The sequence below is a fragment of the Pantoea sp. UBA5923 genome (assembly GCF_002431095.1).
In the GTDB taxonomy this organism is placed as follows: domain Bacteria; phylum Pseudomonadota; class Gammaproteobacteria; order Enterobacterales; family Enterobacteriaceae; genus Pantoea; species Pantoea piersonii.
Window position 1 is genome coordinate 27,149 of sequence record NZ_DJDN01000010.1, and the last position, 18,603, is coordinate 45,751.

An 18,603-nucleotide genomic window follows, 5' to 3' on the forward strand; every position below is an offset into this window, starting at 1 on the left:
TAGCGATCGGAAGTTGTGAGAAAATCCTGGGCAGCTTGCCGAAGATATCCCGCTATCAAGCCTGGCAGAGCCTTCGTAATGTTCCAGCCATCGCCACTAAATAACGCTGCGAAGCACCCTGTTGCCTGCCAGCTACGGCACGCTGTAGCTGGTCTGGCTGTGAATAGTGCGGCTGACGCGCTTACTGAAAAACGGATTAATACCGCGTGACAAAAGGCTTTGAAGAAAAGAAATAAAAGGGCGGAAGTGACGTCAGGCGGCACCTGCTTCGCGTTTTGACCGACTAACCAGGCGGGTTATCCCAGCCCGACGCCGTTTTTTCCGTTGCGCTTAATACGGTACATCGCCTCATCGGCGCGGCTCAGCGCCGCGTTGAATCCCTCATTCGGCTGTACCTGCACAATCCCGATAGAGGCGCCGATGGTCGCCGTCCCGTTCTCTAGCTCAAAAGGCGTGAGCGCTGCCTCCAGACAGGCGCGACCAACCTGCGCCACCCGAGGATCATCCTGACCGAACGGCATCAGCAGCACAAACTCATCGCCGCCCAGTCGGCCAGCCAGTACCGGCTCCGGGCAGGCGTCACACAGACGCTGGCTGAGCTGGATCAGCAAACGGTCGCCGCTGCGATGGCCGAAGGTATCATTCACATGTTTGAAATCGTCGAGATCGATAAAGGCAACGCAGAGCGCATTCTCCTTGCGCATCTGGCTGTAGGCGTTACGCAGAGCATGGCGGTTGGCGAGCTGCGTCAGCGGATCGTGATTCGCCAGCATCGCCAGCTGCGATTCGTACTGTTTCTCTTTGGTCATATCAATATGGGTGCCGGTTACCTTCAGCGGCCTGCCCTGCTCATCCCATTCGCTGATGCGGCCGCGATCCAGCACCCAGGTGACGCTGCCGTTTTTGGCGATCATCCGGTGCAGCGCCTCATAGTAAGGCGCTTTGCCGTTGATATGGTCGTAGAAGGCTTTCAGCACCTCTGTGGCATCGTCAGGATGCAGGCTCTCTTTCCACTCGGAAAAGAGCGCTTTGCTCTCTTTTGGCTGATAGCCCAGCATCGCGCCCCAGCGCCGGTTGAAGATCACCAGCTTGCCGCTGGGAATATCGAGCTGCCACAGGCAGAGCCCGGTGCCGTCCAGCGCTGCGTCGAGCTTGCTGCGGGCGTCATGCGCTATACGCTTAAGCCGCGCATTATGCTTTTTCAAAATCTGTATCTGCTGGCGTAACGCTTCGTCAGACATGGCACGCGGACGTTGAGAAATAAGATGTATTTTGCCTGTGCGGATATTTCTGTAAAGAGAAGCGCTGGAAACGTGATGAGCCGCGCTTTATCCGCTCAACCACAATATTTTATCCGGTTTAAATCGAGCTTTCCGCATACTCAGCGGCAGCGCGTCATATTTCCCCTCTTTGCAGGACAATCATTCCTCTACGCGGCCAGCGGCTATAGTCAGAGCATGGTTAACCCAGGAGGAGGTACTAATGAAACTTTGCGCCACATGCGGCACGTCATATGCCGAGGTCTCGCCGCAGCGCTGCAAAATCTGCGAGGACGAACGGCAGTGGGTGCCCGCCGCCGGACAGCAGTGGACCGATTTCGCCACGCTAACCCGCAGTCATCAGAACAAATGGCAGCAGCTTGAGGCGGGTCTGCTCAGCATTAAAACCGTACCGAACTTCGCCATTGGCCAGCGCGCCCTTTTGCTGCGCAGCGGCGGCGGCAATATTCTCTGGGACTGCATCGCCAGCCTGGATCCCGCCACCATCGCGCTCATTCATGCCCTCGGCGGTATCTCCGCCATCGCTATCTCGCATCCGCACTACTACACCACCATGCAGGACTGGGCGGCGGAATTTAATGCGCCGATCTATCTGCACGCTGATGATGCTGAATGGGTGATGCGCAGCAGCCCCGCCATTCAGTTCTGGCAGGGCGAAACGCTGCCGTTAAACGAGGAGGTTGATATCGTGCGGCTTGGGGGCCATTTCGCCGGCGGCAGCGTGCTGCACTGGAAAGCCAACGGCGGCGTAGTGCTGGCGGGCGATATTATTCAGGTCGCACCGGGGAAAGATGCGGTCTCGTTTATGTGGAGCTACCCCAATATGCTGCCGCTTTCCGCCGCGACGGTGAGCGAGATGCTGCGCCGCTGCGACGCGCTGGCGTTTTCGAGGCTTTACGGCGCGTTTGAAGGGCAGGATGTGACGCAGGCGGCGAAGGAGGTCGTTATGCGCTCCGGGGCGCGCTATCTGCGCTGCCTGGGCTGAATTCCGCGCCGCCCAAAAAATAAATCGTCTGTGCCACTACGCAAAAGTAAAACGATCGGTTTACTTTTAATAGTATGAACAAACGCGACGATATTTTGCAGGCGGCTGAAAGGCTGTTCTACACCAACGGTTTTCACGCCACCAGCACCGACCAGCTGTGCCGGGAAGCGGGCGTCTCGACGCGCACGCTTTATCATCACTTTGCCTCGCGCGAAGCGCTGACCCTCAGCGTGATGGCGGCGCGCCGGGCGCGCTTTTTCGGCGATCTCCTGCCTGCGCAGCATCCGCAGGCGCTGCGACGGCTGTTTGAGACCCTTGGAGAATGGACGGAACAGTATGGGGCTCAGGGCTGCTTTTTCATCAAAGCCTGGGGCGAATATGTGGAGAAAGAGCCGATGCTGGCGGCGCATGCGCTCGACTATCGCTATGCGCTGCGCCGCTATATCGGCGACTGCGTGCCGGATGAACGCATGGCGAATGCGGTCTGGATGTTGTTTGAAGGAGCGGTGATCTCGGCGCTGATGCTGGGGCCGGACGCGGCGAAACACGCGGGCGATGCCGCCGAGCGGCTGCTGCTGCCGCGCGAGGAGCCGTCGTGAGATCCTCCGTGGCGCTGGGCGTCACCGGCTTTTCCCTGATTGCCGTCACCTACGGTATGGCGCGCTTTTCATGGGGCCTGATGATGCCTGCGGTAATGCAGGAAATTCCGTTCAGCATCCATCTCGCCGGGATCGTCACCGCCTGTAGCTATATATCCTACTGTCTCTCCACCGCCGCCGCGCCCTGGCTGGTGGCACGCTTTGGTGCCAGAGCCTCGGCTTATCTCGCCGCGCTTTGCGCCGCTGGCGGCCTGCTGCTGCTCGCCTGCGCTTTTTCGCCGCTGATGCTCGCCGCCGGACTCTTTATCGCCGGGCTGAGCGCGGGCGTCGCCTCACCAGCCATCGCCAGCGCAGTCGGCGACACGCTACCGCCTGCGCAGCAGGAGTCCGCCAATACGGCGATTAATGCCGGCACCAGCGCGGGCATTATGCTGTCTGTGCCGGTGCTGCTGATGCTGCCCGGCGGCTGGCGCGCGGCCTGCGTCGCCTTTGCGCTGCTCGCCTTGATCTGTTTAGTTCCGGCGCGGCGCTATCTGCCCAACGATCGTCGCGCCAGAGTGCAAGATCGTGCTGGCTGGCGCGATCTTGCGCGGCAAGGATCGCTGATACGTCTGGCGATCGTGGCTTTTATTAGCGGATCCGCCAGCGCGGCCTGGTGGAGCTTTGGCCCGGATATGCTGCGTAATCACCTTCACCTGGATGCGCGCGCCAGCAGCCTGCTCTGGCTGATAAGCGGCGGCGCGGGGATTGCGGGCGCGCTGACCGGCGTGGCGCGACGCGCGCTCAGCCTGGTGCAAATCTATCGTCTGTCACAAATTTGTATGGCGCTGCCGCTGTTGCTGCTGGCGAGCCTGGATGGCTTTTCATGGTGGCTGTTTCCCGCTGTGGCGCTGGGCGGCGCGGGCTACGTGACGCTTTCCGGCGTGCTGCTGGTCTATGGCGCGGCCGCCACGCCCGCCTCGACGGCATCGGGCGTTGGCGTCGCCTTCTTTATGCTGGCGGCCGGACAGGTCGCAGGCTCGGCACTGTTTGGCTTAGCCTCTGCCGGACTGGGCGCGAGCGCGGCGTTACTGGCCTTTGCCGCACTGGCGCTGGGGATGGTGGTAGTGCTGCCGGGCATACGCGCGCGTTAGCTGCGGTGGGTTCCGCACAAAAGCAAAAACCCCCGCCGAAGCGAGGGTTTCAAATTTGTGGTGTCCGAATCCGGACAAAATGCCGAGGGCATTTTTGCTTTGTCGCGCCCGCGCGGCAAACCCGCAAGGGCGAGCCGCAGGGAGGCAGCGAGGATATCGAACCTGTTCGATAATGGGTTCCGCACAAAAGCAAAAACCCAGCCATAAGGCTGGGTTCTTTAATTTGTGGTGCCCGAACCCGGAATCGAACCAGGGACACGGGGATTTTCAATCCCCTGCTCTACCGACTGAGCTATTCGGGCAACGGGGCGCATTAAACCTTAATGCCCTCGCAGCGTCAAACGCTTTTCATCAAATTGTCACTGACTGCTGAGTTTTATAGCAACCCGCCAAACAGCTGATAAAAAAACGCGCACTCGCGCGCCGCTGCGCTGACTTTTTCACCAGTTTTGCCGATAACGATAGCGACACTTCATACTCATAATAAGGTGCACCATGTTTTCCACTATTCCATCAGGTCTTCTGTCACGCCTTGCGTGGCAAAAACAAACGCGCCCTTCGGCGACGCTTAACTCGCTTAACAACGCTATCGCTATGATCGAGTTCACGCCGGAAGGTATCATTCTTAACGCTAACTCGCTGTTTCTCGACCGGATGGGCTACGCGCTGAACGAGGTTATCGGTCAGCATCACAGCCTGTTCTGTACCGCCGACTTTGTGCAGTCCTCTCAATACCGTGACTTCTGGCTGCGCCTGAAGCGCGGCGAAAGCTTTAGCGACAAGTACTTACGCCTGGCGAAAAACAGCCGTCCGGTCTGGCTGGAGGCGAACTATGTGCCGGTACGGGACCGCGCCGGTCGCGTGGTAAAAATCGTTAAGCTCGCCACCGATATTACCGCGCGCATTACCGACGCTCAGGAGCAGCGCGCCATGACTACCGCCATCGATCGCTCGATGGCGGTTATCACCTTCAACCTCAAGGGTGAAGTGCTGAAGGCGAACGCTAACTTTCTCAACACCATGGGCTATCGCGCCGATGAGGTAATCGGCCTGCCGCATAGCCGCTTCTGCTCCGAGGAGCTGCGCCAGAGCGCCGAATACAAAGCGTTCTGGGAAAAGCTCAATCGCGGCGAGTTTATCTCCGGCCAGTTCCAGCGCGTGAATAAACAGGGCCGCACCGTCTGGCTACGCGCCACCTATAACCCGGTTTTTGATGCTGAAGGCATCCTTTATAAGGTGGTGAAGTTCGCCACCGACGTGACGGCCCAGGTCGAGAAAAACCAGCAGGAGCGCGACGCCGCGCAGCAGGCTTATAAGACGGCATTGCAGACCCGCGAGAGCACCCGTCACGGCGCCAGCGTGATTGAAAATAGCGTGCAGACGATTAACGCGCTGGCGGGCGAGCTGCATGGCATCTCAGACGATATCTCCGATCTCAGCGACTCCTCAGATCGTATCGGTGAGATTGTTGCCAGCATTCGCCGCATCGCCGATCAAACCAACCTGATCGCACTTAACGCTGCTGTAGAGGCGGCGCGCGCGGGCACACACGGCCGCAGCTTCGCCGTGGTGGCGAATGAGGTGCGCACGCTGGCGGCTAATATCAATCAGGCCACCAGCGAGATCGAAAGCCGGATGCAGCAAAATCAGCTGCTGGCGACCAAAGCATTGCAGGGCATTGCGTCCAATATGAAGCGCGCCGATGAGGGCGTGGTACTGGCCCAGCAGGCTGGCGACGTCATCAGCGAGCTGCGCGACAGCTCGTCGGAAGTGGTGCGCGCCATCAGCCACGTCACCGAAACCCTGAGCCAGTAGTAGTCAGTGAAGCCGGCATTTGCCGGCTTTTCCGCGGGAATTTGCCTTAGCACACGATAAACCCCCTCTTTTTATCCGCCTTCTTTTTTGACATAAAAGCGTCATCAAGCACCTTTAATCTAGGATTAATCTTAACCAACCTGTTCTGGTCATCATGCAGCTGCCCGACAGCCTTTCGGCGATGACGTCCGCCTCCAGCCGCTACAGCGCCCGCGTGCTTTGCATCAGCGTTCCTTTCGTCACGCCCGATACCGACAACGCCGCAGTGATGGCGCTGTTTACGGAGCATAAGGATCTGATTGGCCTGCCGGTGGTCGAAGCGAGCAAGCCCTTCGGCATGATCAACCGCCATATTTTCCTGTCGCAGATGGCGCGTCCCTTTTTCCGCGAACTGTATGACAGAAAAAGCTGCATCGCTTTTATGGACAAGTTCCCGCTGGTGATCGATATCGACAGTTCTCTGGAGAGCGTCGCGCAGCAGGTAGTAGAGAACGGCGACAAATCGGTTGCGGACGGTTTTATTCTTACCGAGCAGGAGCGCTACGTCGGCATTGGATTAGGCGTCGATCTGATCCGCCGCGTGTCGGATCTACAGGCGCAGCAGCATCAGCAGATCCTGCAAAGCATCGACTACGCCCGCGTGATCCAGGACGCCATGCTGGATCGTTCCACTCGCCTGATGGATCGCATGCTGAGCGACTGGTGTCTGCACTGGCAACCGCGCGACGGCGTCGGCGGCGACTATTACGCCTTTCACCGCCACGAGACCGGCTGGATGGCGGTGATCGCCGACTGCACCGGCCACGGTATTCCGGGCGCGTTTATGACGGTTATCTTGCAGTCGGCGCTGGAGAATGCGATGAAGCAAGGCGATCTCGCCTCGCCCGCCGCTATTTTGCAGGCGCTGAACCACCATATAAAACGCACCCTCGGCCAACTGAGCGCGTCGCAGCAAACCTCGCTGTCGAACGACGGCTGCGACGCAATGGTGCTGTCGGTGGATACCGAACAGCATCAGCTACGCTGGGCCAGCGCACGCACCCAGGCCTTTCTGCTGGGACAGGTCAGCGACGGTGCCATCTCGCTCAACAGCGATCGCGTCGGCGTCGGCTATACCGATACGCCGGAAGCCTATGTGTGGCGCGAACATGTGCTGCCGCTGCATCCCGGCGACATGCTGTTTATCTTTACGGACGGCGTAAGCGATCAGCTGGGCGGCGAACGCAACATCATGTTCGGTAAAAAGCGCATTCAGCGGCTGCTTACCCAGTATCAGCATCTGCCGATGCCCGCTTTGTCGCAGGCATTTCAGCAGGACTATTTACAGTGGCAGGGCAATCAGGCGCGTCGCGACGATGTGACCTGGTTCGGCCTGCGTTATTAACCGCACCGGGAAAAGTATGAACAACGGGTCGTTGAGGGAAGCGCCCTGTGTCGCCGGATCGCAGAGTCTGGTCGCGCTTCAATACACAGGTTTTTTCTCGCCGCAGAATATTACGGCAATGGGCGAAGTCGTCAGGCTGTTTCTGGAGAATCACGAAGGGTCCGCCAAAGTACGCCGCCGTCTCTTCTCCAGCTTTGTCGAAATCGCACAGAATATCCTGCGCTATTCGCAGGACAGCCGCGCCTTGCCCCATGAGGAGCAGCTTTACCGCTTCGGTTCGGTCTGTCTACGCTATGACGCGGGAAAATATACGCTGGAAAGCACTAATCTGGTCGATCACGACGCCTGCGATCGGCTGCGCGACAATCTGGAATCGCTGCGCGTAATGAGCAGCGAGGAGATTAAACAGGCCTATCGCCATGGTCTGCGCGCGGAAAGCCCCGCCTGGAGCAAAGGCGCCAATATCGGTCTGTTAACCCTGGCGCGCGACGTCAGCGAACCGCTGGAGTATGACCTGCGTCCGCTGGAAGCTGGCGAATTCTCCGCTTTCTGGCTTAAGGCCACCATCTGTCATGATTAAAGATCCCTCTATGCAAACCATTCAACTTGCCGCCACCGACTGCACGCCCCACGTCGATTTCGACTTCGACGCGCAGCGTTTTACCCTGAAAGGGGAATCCTGGCCGGAAAACGCCGCCGCGTTTTATCGCCCGTTACAGAGCGCGCTGGAGAGCTGGCAGCCGCGCCAGGACGAGCCGGTCGTCGTGGAGATCGCGCTGAGCTACTTCAACAGCTCCAGCACCAAGATGCTGTTCGGGCTGTTTGACCAGTTCAACCAGCTGGCGCAGCGCGGCAATACCATTCAGCTGAACTGGCATTACGACGAGGAAGATGACGTTTCGGAAGAGTTTGGTCAGGAGCTGCAGCTCGATTTCGACGCGCTGACGGTGCAGCTGCATGCGGAAACGCCGCAATGATGGAGCTGAAAGAGCTGTTCAGTGAAGAGACCCAGGCGCTCAACCGCGCCAGCGACGTGGCGGCGCAGCCCAGCCTGAAGGCGGAGGATTACCGCACCGCGCTGCAGCAGTTAAACCAGCACTATCAGCGGCTGATGCGCGAAACCTGGCGCATGATTTCGCGCAGCGACCGCGCCGAACGCGAGCTTAACCGCGCCAATGAACGCCTGGCGCAGCTGGCGCGCGAGCTGGAGTATAAGGCGACGCACGATCCGCTGACCGATGTCTGGAACCGCAGCGCCATTATTCAGCGCATTACGCAGACGCTGGCCCGCTCGTCGGCGGCGCTGATTATTCTGGATATCGATTTCTTCAAGCGCATCAACGACGAGCATGGTCATCCGGTTGGCGACAGAGTCATCTGTGAGATGGTGGCGCGTATTCAGCGCAACCTCCCGCCGCTTGCCAGTATCGGTCGGATCGGCGGCGAAGAGTTTACGGTGCTGCTGCCCAATACCTGGCTGGCCGATGCGGTGATCGTAGCGGGCGCGATTCTCGCCTCGCTCAACGCTTCGCCGCTTAACGCGCTGCCGGAGCGTCTGGTGACCGCCAGCCTGGGCGTCAGCTATTGCGCGCCCGGCAGCGATTTTGAAACCCTCTACTACAACGCCGACGCCGCGCTTTACGACGCGAAAAAGCATGGTCGCAATCGGGTGTTTTTCCGCTGATCGCGCCGCCAGCCAGATGCTTCGTCTGGCTGGTGGCGGGTTAACAGATAAGCAGCGTTTGCGTCAGTTCGGGCGTAAATAAGAGGACTTCGGGAACGTTCTGCCACGGCAGATAAGCCTCTGCTTTATGGCTGATGCGCCGTCTCGACCGGCGCCGGGGTCGGCGGCGGCAGGAAGATATGGTCGAGGATCTCGCGCATAACCGGCGCGGCGGTCACGCCTTCATTGCCGCCGTTCTCCAGAATCAGCGCCACCGCAACCTTTGGATTGTTAAAAGGCGCGAACGCGGTATAGAAGATATGGTCGCGCAGGCGCACCGGGATCATCTTCGCGTTATAGGTCTGGTTCTGCTTCAGGCTGAACACCTGCGAGGTGCCGCTCTTCGCCGCAATGCCGTAAGGCGCGGTATGGAAATACTTATAGCCGGTGCCGTTCGGCGCGTTAGCCATGCCGAACATCGCGCGGCGCACCAGCGCCCAGTAAGGCGAGCGCGCGTCGCCGATCTGCGGCTGAGGCAGCGCAGGCTGATAAAGCTCCACCGATTTGCCGCGCTCCGCTTTCGCCAGCAGATGCGGCGCAATCACTTTACCGTTATTGATCAGCGCCACCATCGCCTTCACCATCTGAATCGGCGTGGCGATCCAGTAGCCCTGCCCAATGCCCACCGAGACCGTGTCGCCCTGATACCACCCTTTTTTATGCACCTTGAGCTTCCAGTCGCGGCTCGGCAGCAGGCCGTTGTACTCTTCGTTTAGATCGATGCCGGTGGATTTACCGTAGCCGAACTGGCTGAGCATGCTGTGAATACGGTCGATGCCCATCATAAACGCCACCTGATAGAAGAAGGTGTCGGCAGACTCCTCAATCGCTTTAGTGACGTCCAGCATGCCGTGGCCGCTCTTTTTCCAGTCGCGGTAGCGGCGGTCGGTGCCTGGCAGCGTCCAGGTCGGCGCGCCGAAGAAAGTGGTCTGCGGCGTGATGACGCCGGTCAGCAGCGCCGACATCGCCATATAGGGCTTCACCGTTGAAGCGGGCGGATAGAGTCCCTGAGTGACGCGGTTAATCAGCGGCAGATTCTTGTCCTGCAACAGCGTCTTGTAGGACTGATAGCTGATGCCTTTTACAAAGGGGTTAGGATCGTAGCTGGGGCTGGAGACCATCGCCAGCACCGAGCCGTCGTGCGGATCCTCCACCAGCACCGCCGCACGCTGCCCGGCCAGCAGGCTCTCTATATACTGCTGCAAATGCAGATCGATGGTCAGGGTAATATTTTTACCCGCGACCGGCGGCACCTCTTTCAGCACGCGCACGATGCGGCCGTGGTTATCTACTTCCACTTCCTGATAGCCGGGCTTGCCGTGAAGCAGCGATTCGTAATAGCCCTCGATGCCCTGCTTGCCGATATTATGGTCGGCGGCGTAGTTCTCCGCGATGCCCGCGGCGTTCAGACGCTTATAGTCGTTGTCATTAATCTTGGAGACGTAGCCGACAACGTGCGCTAAGTCCGCGCCGTAAGGATATTCACGATCCTGATAGGTATCGATGCTGACGCCGGTGAAGCGATACTGATTCACCGAGAAGCGCGCCACCTCTTCGTCGGTCAGCTCCTCTTTCAGCATCACGGGTTTGTAGCGGCTGCTCTGCTTCAGCGCGCGGGTAAAGGCGTCGATCTCGTCCGGCTTCAGGTCAACGATCGGCGTCAGCGCTTTCAGCGTCGCCTGCATATCGTCGATTTTGTACGGCGTCAGCGTAATGTCATACCAGGTGACGTTATGCACCAGCGGAATACCGTTGCGGTCGTAGATCAGCCCGCGCGTCGGCGCGACTGGGATCATTTTGATATCGTTCTGGTTAGATCGCGTCTGATAGTAGCTGTGATCGCGCACCTGCAGTCGATAGAGGTTAACGCCGAGAATAGTGAAACAGATAACGACCAGCGCAAAGGCGACCAGCGCGCGACGCGCGAAGAGCTTTTCTTCAGCTTCGAAATTACGAAAATTCATTAGGCGGCATTGGCGGACAGGTTATTTTTTGTTGTCGCGCTAATGATAGGCAGCTAAGAGGTGAGCACCAGCAGGAAGATGCACAGGAGTGGTGAAAAGTGTGTCATTTGGTGAGAATGTTACGAAAATCGCCTGATATTCCCCGTCTCGCGTTTTATACGGGCGAGACGGGGAGAGGCAAGCGCAGGCTTAGTCGCCCAGCAGCACCGACTCCAGCGCGATCTTAATCATATCGTTGAAGGTGGTCTGACGCTCGGCAGAGGTAGTCTGCTCATGGGTGCGGATATGGTCGGAAACGGTGCAGATGGTCAGCGCTTTCGCGCCGAATTCTGCCGCCACGCCGTAGATACCCGCCGCTTCCATCTCTACGCCCAGAATGCCGTACTTTTCCATCACGTCGAACATCTGCGGATCTGGCGTATAGAACAGGTCGGCAGAGAAGATGTTGCCGACGCGCGCGTCTACGCCCAGCGCCTTAGCCGCGTCAACCGCGTTGCGCACCATGTCGAAGTCAGCAATCGCCGCGAAGTCGTGATCCTTGAAACGCATGCGGTTGACTTTAGAGTCGGTGCAGGCGCCCATGCCGATAACGATATCGCGCAGCTTAACGTCCGCGCGTACCGCGCCGCACGAGCCGACGCGGATGATCTTTTTCACGCCAAAGTCGGTAATCAGCTCTTTGGTGTAGATCGAGCAGGACGGGATGCCCATGCCGTGGCCCATAACGGAGATTTTGCGGCCTTTATAGGTGCCGGTATAGCCCAGCATGCCGCGCACGTTGTTTACTTCAACCGGATTTTCCAGAAAGGTTTCCGCGATGTGCTTCGCGCGCAGCGGGTCGCCAGGCATCAGCACGACGTCAGCGAAATCGCCCATTTCTGCATTAATGTGAGGAGTTGCCATTGTTGTTTATCCTTTTTAAATTCAGCGGCTCTGTTTACAGCATGCTCTTGCCGTAGTCCATATCGGACAGGCCAAAATAGTGCGCAATCGTCTGACCGATATCGGCGAACGTCTCGCGATAGCCCAGCGAGCCGGGTTTAACTTTCGGTCCGTAGATCAGAATCGGAATATGCTCGCGCGTATGCTCGGTGCCCTGCCAGGTTGGATCGCAGCCGTGGTCGGCCGTCAGGATCAGAATGTCATCCTCTTTTACCAGCGCCATCAGCTCCGGCAAACGACGGTCGAACAGCTCCAGTCCACCCGCGTAGCCGGCGACGTCGCGGCGGTGTCCCCAGGTTGAGTCGAAATCGACGAAGTTGGTAAAGACGATCGACTGGTCAGGCGCGTTTTTCATCTGCTCGATAGTGGCGTCAAACAGCGCGTCCAGACCGGTGGCTTTGACCTTTTGCGTAATGCCCTGATGAGCGTAGATATCGGCAATTTTACCTACCGAGATCACTTCGCCGCCCTTCTCGTCCACCAGCTTTTTCAGCATGGTCGGCGAAGGCGGTTCGACAGCCAGGTCGTGGCGATTGCCGGTACGCTCGAAGCTGCCCGCTTTGTCGCCGACAAACGGACGCGCGATAACGCGGCCGATATTGTAGCCGCCTTCGGTCAGCTCTTCGCGGGCAATCTCGCACAGTTCATAGAGGCGATCGAGACCGAAAGTCTCTTCATGACAGGCGATCTGGAACACCGAGTCCGCCGAGGTATAGAAAATCGGCTTGCCGGTTTTCATATGCTCTTCGCCCAGCTGGTCAAGGATCACCGTCCCGGAAGAGTGGCAGTTGCCCAGATAGCCCGGCAATTTCGCCCGCTCGACCAGCTTGTCGAGCAGTTCCTGCGGGAAGCTGTTCTCTTTGTCGGTGAAGTAACCCCAGTCGAACAGCACCGGCACGCCCGCAATTTCCCAGTGGCCGGAGGGGGTATCTTTACCGGAAGAGAGTTCGCTGGCGTAGGCGTAAGCGCCTTTGATTTCCGCATTGGGATCGAGGCCCAGCGGGAAGCGGCCAGTCGAAAGCTCGGCGGCTTTACCCAGCCCCAGCGCGGTCAGGTTCGGCAGATGCAGCGGGCCCTTACGGCCTTTGTCTGCTTCGCCGTTAAAGCACGCTTCGGCGATATGTCCCAGCGTGTCCGATCCTGCGTCGCCGAATTTATCGGCGTCTTTGCTTGAGCCGATTCCGAAGGAATCAAGCACCATAATAAAAGCACGTTTCATGCAAGTCTCCTGCGCATATGCGCGTGACAAGTCAAAAAAAAGCGATCAGATCAGTATACCCGAATGCCTGCTCAGAGGCAGCATAAAGCCGCACTTTTGCGGCCTGATAATGTTATGTGCTGGCGCTAACGCGGCGATAGACCACGGGCGTGGCTTCCGGCGCGCTGTCGCTCAGCGTGACCGCCGCCTTCACCGCCGCGGCCGCCTGCAGCCAGCTCGCCTCGCTGCTGGCATGCACGATCGCCAGCGGACGCTGCGTATCGGCGCGTTCGCCCAGGGTAATCATATCGCTGAGCCCCACGCTGTAGTCGATAGCGTCGCTGGCGCGCTGGCGCCCGCCGCCCATCGCGACCACCGCCATCCCCAGCGCGCGCGTATCCATGCTGCTGACGATGCCGGAGCGATCGGCGTAGACCGCCTTGCTGAGCATCGGCTGCGGCAGATAAGCCTCGTGGCGCTCGATAAAATCAGCCGGGCCGCCCTGCGCCGCGACCATCCGCGCGAACACGTCCGCCGCCTGGCCGTTTTCCAGCACCTGCAACAGCTTACGGCGCGCCTCTTCTTCGCTGGCCGCCAGCTTGCCGGAGATGAGCATTTCGCTGCACAGCGCCAGCGTGACCTCCAGCAGACGCGGATTGCGCTCCGCACCGGTGAGGAAGCGAACCGCTTCGCGCACTTCCAGCGCGTTGCCTGCGCTTGAAGCCAGCACCTGGTTCATATCGGTCAGCAGCGCGGTGGTCGTGCAGCCCGCGCCGTTCGCCACGCCGACAATTGCCTGAGCCAGCTCAAGCGAGGCTTCGAAGGTCGGCATAAAGGCGCCTGACCCGACTTTAACGTCCATCACCAGCGCATCCAGCCCTTCCGCCAGCTTTTTCGCCAGGATAGAGGCGGTGATCAGCGGGATGGAATCCACGGTCGCGGTGATATCGCGCGTGGCGTAGAAGCGCTTATCCGCCGGTGCGAGCGAGCTGGTCTGGCCGATAATCGCTACGCCGGTCTGTTTGATGATCTGGCGGAAGCGCTCGTCGTCCGGGAAAATATCAAAGCCAGGAATAGCCTCCAGCTTGTCCAGCGTGCCGCCGGTATGGCCGAGGCCGCGTCCGGAGATCATCGGCACATAGCCACCGCAGGCCGCCACCATCGGGCCCAGCATCAGCGAGGTAACGTCGCCGACGCCGCCGGTAGAATGCTTATCAACCACCGGCCCGTTGAGATTCAGCGACTGCCAGTTCAATACGGTGCCGGAGTCGCGCATCGCCATGGTGAGCGCCACGCGCTCCGGCAGCGACATATCGTGAAAAAAGATGGTCATCGCCAGCGCGGCGATCTGTCCTTCAGAAACGCTGTTGTCGCGCACGCCGTTGATGAAGAAGCGGATCTCCTCTTCACTCAGCGTCTGGCCGTCGCGTTTTTTACGAATAATTTCTTGCGGCAGAAACAAAGTCGCCCCCTTAATCAGGGTTGTGATGAGAATGGCGGCCTGCGGCCGCCGTCACGCAATCAGTAGCCCGCTTTGCTGGAAGCGGTCTGATGGCCCAGCGCATTCAGCAGGCTGGCTAACAGGCTGGATGCGCCAAAGCGGAAGTGGCGCGCGTCGGCCCAGCCTTCGCCCAGGATGTCGTCCGCCAGCTTGAGGTAGATGGCTGCGTCTTCCGCGCTGCGCACGCCGCCCGCCGGTTTAAAGCCAACCTTCTCTTTCACGCCTTTATCGCGGATCACGCTCATCATAATCTGCGCCACTTCCGGCGTGGCGTTGACCGGCACCTTGCCGGTAGAGGTTTTGATAAAGTCCGCACCTGCGTCGATGGCGATTTCAGAAGCCTGACGGATCAGCGCTTCATCTTTCAGCTCGCCGCTTTCAATAATCACCTTCAACAGCACGTCAGCCTGCGCACACGCCTCTTTACAGGCTTTCACCAGCTCAAAGCCGATCTGGGCGTTGCCAGCAATCAGCGCGCGATAAGGGAAGACCACGTCCACTTCATCCGCGCCATAGGCGATGGCCGCGCGGGTTTCCGCCAGCGCGATATCAAGATCGTCGTTGCCGTGTGGGAAGTTAGTCACGGTGGCGATGCGGATATCGGGCGTGCCCTGCTCGCGCAGCGCTTTGCGCGCGACCGGGATAAAGCGCGGATAGATGCAAATCGCGGCGGTATTGCCCGCTGGCGATTTCGCCTGGCGGCAGAGCGCGATCACTTTCTCGTCGGTATCGTCTTCATTCAGGGTGGTCAGATCCATCAGTTGCAGCGCGCGCTGCGCCGCAGCGGTAATGTCGGTCATGGTGTTCTCCAGATAACAAACTGGCGTTAAAGCGCCGGTTGAATGTGATAATTCTAACAACAGAAAGCGGCATTTTATGTGGGATTCATCACACTGCCGCCATGAACGGAATGCGTTAGGGCTAATTATAACGCAGAGAAGCGTGATGTTACTATTATCACATCAGGAGAGCATTAATCAGGCAGGTTGAACAGGCGTTGTGTGTTGCGCCACAGCGCCTCGGCGATCGCCTGCGGCGGCTCCGGGCGCAGTTCACACAGGGTTTGCCACACCAGCCGCGCGCGCTCTGGCCGGTTCGGCTGCCCCTGGAAGCCGTACAGCGGCATATCGGGCGCGTCGGTCTCCAGCAGCAGCGCTTCCAGAGGCAGCTGCGCCAGGGTGTTGCGGGTTTTGCTGGCGCGCGCATAGGTCAGGGTGCCGCCGACGCCGATAGCGTAGCCGAGCCTGATAAAGGCCTGCGCCTGCTGCAGGCTGCCGGCGAAACCGTGTACCACGCCGCGGCGCGGCAGATCGTGACGGCGCAGATGCAGCGCCAGCTTGTCGTGGGTGCGGCGCGAATGCAGGATCACCGGCAGTTCATACTGCTTCGCCAGCCGTAGCTGCGCATCCAGCAAATATTCCTGACGCGCAAAATCCGGATTTTCCATATAGAGATCGAGGCCGATCTCGCCTATTGCAACCAGCTTCGCCGGTTTGCGTTGCAGCCAGCTTTCCAGCTGGTCGAGATGCGCATCCTCGTGGCGATCGATGGCGATGGGATGCAGGCCGAGCGCCGCATATAGCGCCTGATGCTGGGCCGCCAGCGCGGCGATACCCGCAAAACGGCTGGCATCAACCGCCGGTACGATAATGCGCTCCACGCCCGCCTCGGCGGCGCGCGCAATGCTTCCCTCTTCATCGCCGACAAAAGGCGGGAAATCGAAATGGCAGTGGGTATCGGTAAATCTCATGCCAGTGAACCTTCATCATAGTCTGCGTCGTTGCCCGCGACCGGCGGCGTCATAACTGGCCGGTTGTCAGGCGCGTTAGCCACAGGCGCGGGCGGCGTGACGGTGGTATAGCGCGTGAACGGCTCGGCGTCGCTTAACCACTTGCCCAGCGTGGCGAGAAAGTAGCGGCCGCAGCGTCGTCCCAGATGATAGTCCTGATTTAAAGAGGAGATGCGGCTGCCCAGCGCCATGCTCGCCAGCACATGCGGCGGATAGATTTCGATAATACGCAGGTCGTCGGGCGGCTGCTCAATAAACTGCTGAATTTCACGGTAGCTCGCTTCGTGATGGTGCAGGATATTGATCATCGGCTGCAGCGCGCTGGCGCTAAGCCAGCGCTCCATACGCTTCACCCATTTTGGCGTGTAGAACATCTGCGACGGTACGGTGCGGATCACTACAATGGTGTCTGCGCCGCGTCGGGCGGCTTCCCGCACCGGAATGGCGTCGCTGATGCCGCCGTCGAGATAGCTGATGCCTTCCAGATCGACGCCGAGCCGGTAGAAGCCGGGGATAGCGCTTGAGGCTTTAATCAGATCGTGCCAGTTGGCGCTGGTGGGCGCAAAGTAGCCGGGCGTATAGTCGTCGCTGCGGCAGGCGCACATGTAAAACTCGCGTCCGCCGTCGAACAACAGTCTGCCGCTCTCCAGCGCCAGCGGAAATTCGCGCTGCGTAACGTCAATGAGCCAGTCGAGATCGATCAGATTACCGCCGCGCACGAAACGCAGCGGATCGAAAAAGAGTTTGCTGGTGGTATAGCGCGTAATAACGCGTCGCGCGTAGCCTTGCTGCCCGCAGACAAAGGCTGAGAGATTCTGCGCGCCCGCCGAGGTGCCGATAAAAAGATCGAAGGGATTGAATTTCGCTCGCTGGAACTCATCCAGCACGCCTGCGGTAAAAATGCCGCGTTGACCGCCGCCTTCGCAGACCAGGGCGATTTTTTGTGCTTTAAAGGGGGATAGTGCTAAAGGCTCTGTTGCGCCCAGCGTTACAGGGATCCGGATACCCACTTCTGTTCCTCAGAAGGGTTCTGAGGTTTACTGTTGCATCAGTCCACTCACGCAACGGCATCCCGGAGAACCAGCCATGTTCTTCTCCCGACCCGCCGCCACTCTCTCTGGCGACGGCTGCCGCGCGTAGTGCGTTATCCTTAACGCCGCGCGGCAGCTGGCTGGCCTCCGCTTTATGCATGCTCGTTGCAAAAATCAGAATGACACAACCGGTCAGGGTCGTTTGCGGCCGGTAAACAGGCTCACGAGGAACAGGATAATACCGACAACGAAGACAACTTTAGCCGCCCATGCTGCCGTACCGGCGAGGCCGCCAAATCCTAACGCCGCCGCGATCAGTGCAATTACCAGAAAAATAATACCCCAACGAAACATAAGCCTCTCCTTACCATAGTGAAATCGAACTGCTTGTTTCTTCCCAGTTTGGGTCTTGTTTTGTCAGTACGGCGTCACGCAGACGCCGCGCTCACGACGTTAAGACTTCACGGTCAGGTCATTCTTAACGCTTTTCACGCCTTCAATGGCTTTCGCGATGCTTTCAGCGCGATCCGACTGCGCTTTAGTCGCGACGGTTCCTGAGAGCTGGACGACGCCGTCAGTGGTTTCTACCTTGACGTTACGCGAAGGAACAATGTCATCGGCTAACAGTTTAGCTTTAATTTCGCTAGTCGTTGCCGCATCGCCGGCATATCCCTTCATACTTTGTGATTTGCTGTCTTTAACGTGCAGTTTGTCGCTGACGGATTTCACACCTTCCACTTTTTTCACGGCGGCGACGGCTTTTTCAGCCTGATCCTGCGAAGTGACAAAACCGCTCAGGGTCACTACGCCATCGTGCGTTTTCACGGAGATATCCGTACTTTTTATTGCTTCGTCATCCACCAGAGCCGCTTTGGCTTTTGCGGTGACGGCGCTGTCATCCATAAATCCATCGACTTTTTTCATAGAACTATTGATTTTCGCACCGGCGTTATCCGCGCTTTGCTGCGCTTTTTGCGTCAGCGAGTCATCAGCCAGGGCGCTGCCGCTTAACAGGGCGGAACCAACCATTACCGCCATCAGCGTTTGGGCAATCTTAGTCTTATTCATCGATATCTTCCTTCTGTCAGTGAGCTCACCCACACCCGTGGGCGCAACAGCAGCAAACGGCGCTGCTGCATCGTTGGACGTCATTAAGAAGTAACTTCTCTTTTGCCGTCCGACAGAATAATCATAGTCGGTGTTTCGCGTTCTGCTTGAATAACTGGTTGATCACACGCCAGTTAAGAGAAAAAACAGCA

Annotated in this window: 18 protein-coding genes and 1 tRNA gene; 8 read left to right on the forward strand and 11 right to left on the reverse strand. The window is 58.8% G+C overall.

From position 1 onward, the window contains the following. Positions 1-296: 296 nt before the first annotated feature. Positions 297-1,241, reverse strand: a complete 945-nt coding sequence (locus tag B3797_RS01345; protein WP_311783833.1) for a sensor domain-containing diguanylate cyclase — start codon at positions 1,239-1,241, stop codon at positions 297-299. A gap of 241 nt (positions 1,242-1,482) precedes the next feature. On the opposite strand from B3797_RS01345, the gene B3797_RS01350 reads away from it, so the two are divergent. The 3 genes from B3797_RS01350 (at position 1,483) to B3797_RS01360 (ending at position 3,997) form a co-directional block, all read left to right on the forward strand. Beyond that, on the forward strand, positions 1,483-2,265 hold the full coding sequence (locus B3797_RS01350; protein WP_311790181.1) for an MBL fold metallo-hydrolase: 783 nt from the start codon (positions 1,483-1,485) through the stop codon (positions 2,263-2,265). Positions 2,266-2,339: 74 nt separating this feature from the next. After that, a complete protein-coding gene (locus B3797_RS01355) occupies positions 2,340-2,864 on the forward strand; it encodes a helix-turn-helix domain-containing protein (RefSeq protein ID WP_311790182.1) in 525 nt (174 codons plus the stop codon). Next, the gene (locus tag B3797_RS01360; protein WP_311790183.1) at positions 2,861-3,997 is read left to right on the forward strand and encodes an MFS transporter; all 1,137 of its coding nucleotides are present in this window, start codon (positions 2,861-2,863) and stop codon (positions 3,995-3,997) included. The genes B3797_RS01355 and B3797_RS01360 overlap by 4 nt, the downstream gene beginning before the upstream one ends. A 226-nt stretch (positions 3,998-4,223) precedes the next feature. Here the strand turns inward: B3797_RS01360 and B3797_RS01365 are convergent. Continuing rightward, a tRNA-Phe gene (locus tag B3797_RS01365) sits at positions 4,224-4,299 on the reverse strand. Positions 4,300-4,492: 193 nt separating this feature from the next. Between B3797_RS01365 and B3797_RS01370 the strand changes: the two genes are divergently transcribed. The 5 genes from B3797_RS01370 to B3797_RS01390 all read left to right on the forward strand — a co-directional run bounded on the left by B3797_RS01370 (position 4,493) and on the right by B3797_RS01390 (position 8,880). Further along, a complete protein-coding gene (locus B3797_RS01370; protein WP_311790184.1) occupies positions 4,493-5,812 on the forward strand; it encodes a PAS domain-containing methyl-accepting chemotaxis protein in 1,320 nt (439 codons plus the stop codon). 154 nt (positions 5,813-5,966) lie between these two features. Beyond that, positions 5,967-7,196: a SpoIIE family protein phosphatase gene (locus B3797_RS01375; RefSeq protein WP_311783828.1), complete on the forward strand. Its 1,230-nt coding sequence runs from the start codon at positions 5,967-5,969 to the stop codon at positions 7,194-7,196. A 16-nt stretch (positions 7,197-7,212) separates the two neighbouring features. After that, positions 7,213-7,776, forward strand: coding sequence for a SiaB family protein kinase (locus B3797_RS01380; RefSeq protein ID WP_311783827.1), 564 nt, complete (start codon positions 7,213-7,215; stop codon positions 7,774-7,776). A gap of 10 nt (positions 7,777-7,786) precedes the next feature. After that, positions 7,787-8,173, forward strand: coding sequence for a DUF1987 domain-containing protein (locus B3797_RS01385; protein WP_311783826.1), 387 nt, complete (start codon positions 7,787-7,789; stop codon positions 8,171-8,173). Next, positions 8,170-8,880 carry a GGDEF domain-containing protein gene (locus B3797_RS01390; RefSeq protein WP_311790185.1) on the forward strand — a complete coding sequence of 237 codons (711 nt, stop codon included), beginning with the start codon at positions 8,170-8,172 and terminating at the stop codon, positions 8,878-8,880. Before B3797_RS01385 ends, B3797_RS01390 begins: the two co-directional genes overlap by 4 nt. A 125-nt stretch (positions 8,881-9,005) precedes the next feature. Here B3797_RS01390 and mrdA read toward each other — a convergent pair whose 3' ends face one another. The 9 genes from mrdA to osmY all read right to left on the reverse strand — a co-directional run bounded on the left by mrdA (position 9,006) and on the right by osmY (position 18,412). After that, positions 9,006-10,883, reverse strand: a complete 1,878-nt coding sequence (mrdA, locus tag B3797_RS01395) for a penicillin-binding protein 2 (protein WP_311783825.1) — start codon at positions 10,881-10,883, stop codon at positions 9,006-9,008. A 189-nt stretch (positions 10,884-11,072) separates the two neighbouring features. Beyond that, the gene (gene deoD, locus B3797_RS01400) at positions 11,073-11,786 is read right to left on the reverse strand and encodes a purine-nucleoside phosphorylase (protein ID WP_033752378.1); all 714 of its coding nucleotides are present in this window, start codon (positions 11,784-11,786) and stop codon (positions 11,073-11,075) included. Between the two features lie 34 nt (positions 11,787-11,820). Further along, a complete protein-coding gene (gene deoB, locus B3797_RS01405) occupies positions 11,821-13,044 on the reverse strand; it encodes a phosphopentomutase (RefSeq protein WP_311790186.1) in 1,224 nt (407 codons plus the stop codon). Positions 13,045-13,156: 112 nt separating this feature from the next. Beyond that, the gene (deoA, locus tag B3797_RS01410; protein ID WP_311790187.1) at positions 13,157-14,485 is read right to left on the reverse strand and encodes a thymidine phosphorylase; all 1,329 of its coding nucleotides are present in this window, start codon (positions 14,483-14,485) and stop codon (positions 13,157-13,159) included. Between the two features lie 59 nt (positions 14,486-14,544). Then, the gene (deoC, locus tag B3797_RS01415) at positions 14,545-15,324 is read right to left on the reverse strand and encodes a deoxyribose-phosphate aldolase (protein ID WP_311790188.1); all 780 of its coding nucleotides are present in this window, start codon (positions 15,322-15,324) and stop codon (positions 14,545-14,547) included. A 173-nt stretch (positions 15,325-15,497) separates the two neighbouring features. Then, entirely contained in the window at positions 15,498-16,274 is a 777-nt protein-coding gene (locus B3797_RS01420) for a TatD family hydrolase (RefSeq protein WP_311783822.1), read from the reverse strand. Then, positions 16,271-17,323 carry a patatin family protein gene (locus B3797_RS01425; RefSeq protein WP_311790189.1) on the reverse strand — a complete coding sequence of 351 codons (1,053 nt, stop codon included), beginning with the start codon at positions 17,321-17,323 and terminating at the stop codon, positions 16,271-16,273. Before B3797_RS01425 ends, B3797_RS01420 begins: the two co-directional genes overlap by 4 nt. A gap of 213 nt (positions 17,324-17,536) precedes the next feature. Next, entirely contained in the window at positions 17,537-17,698 is a 162-nt protein-coding gene (locus tag B3797_RS01430; RefSeq protein WP_065426276.1) for a DUF1328 domain-containing protein, read from the reverse strand. Positions 17,699-17,797: 99 nt separating this feature from the next. Beyond that, complete coding sequence (gene osmY / locus B3797_RS01435) at positions 17,798-18,412, reverse strand: molecular chaperone OsmY (protein WP_269950307.1); 615 nt, start codon at positions 18,410-18,412, stop codon at positions 17,798-17,800. Positions 18,413-18,603 lie beyond the last annotated feature (191 nt).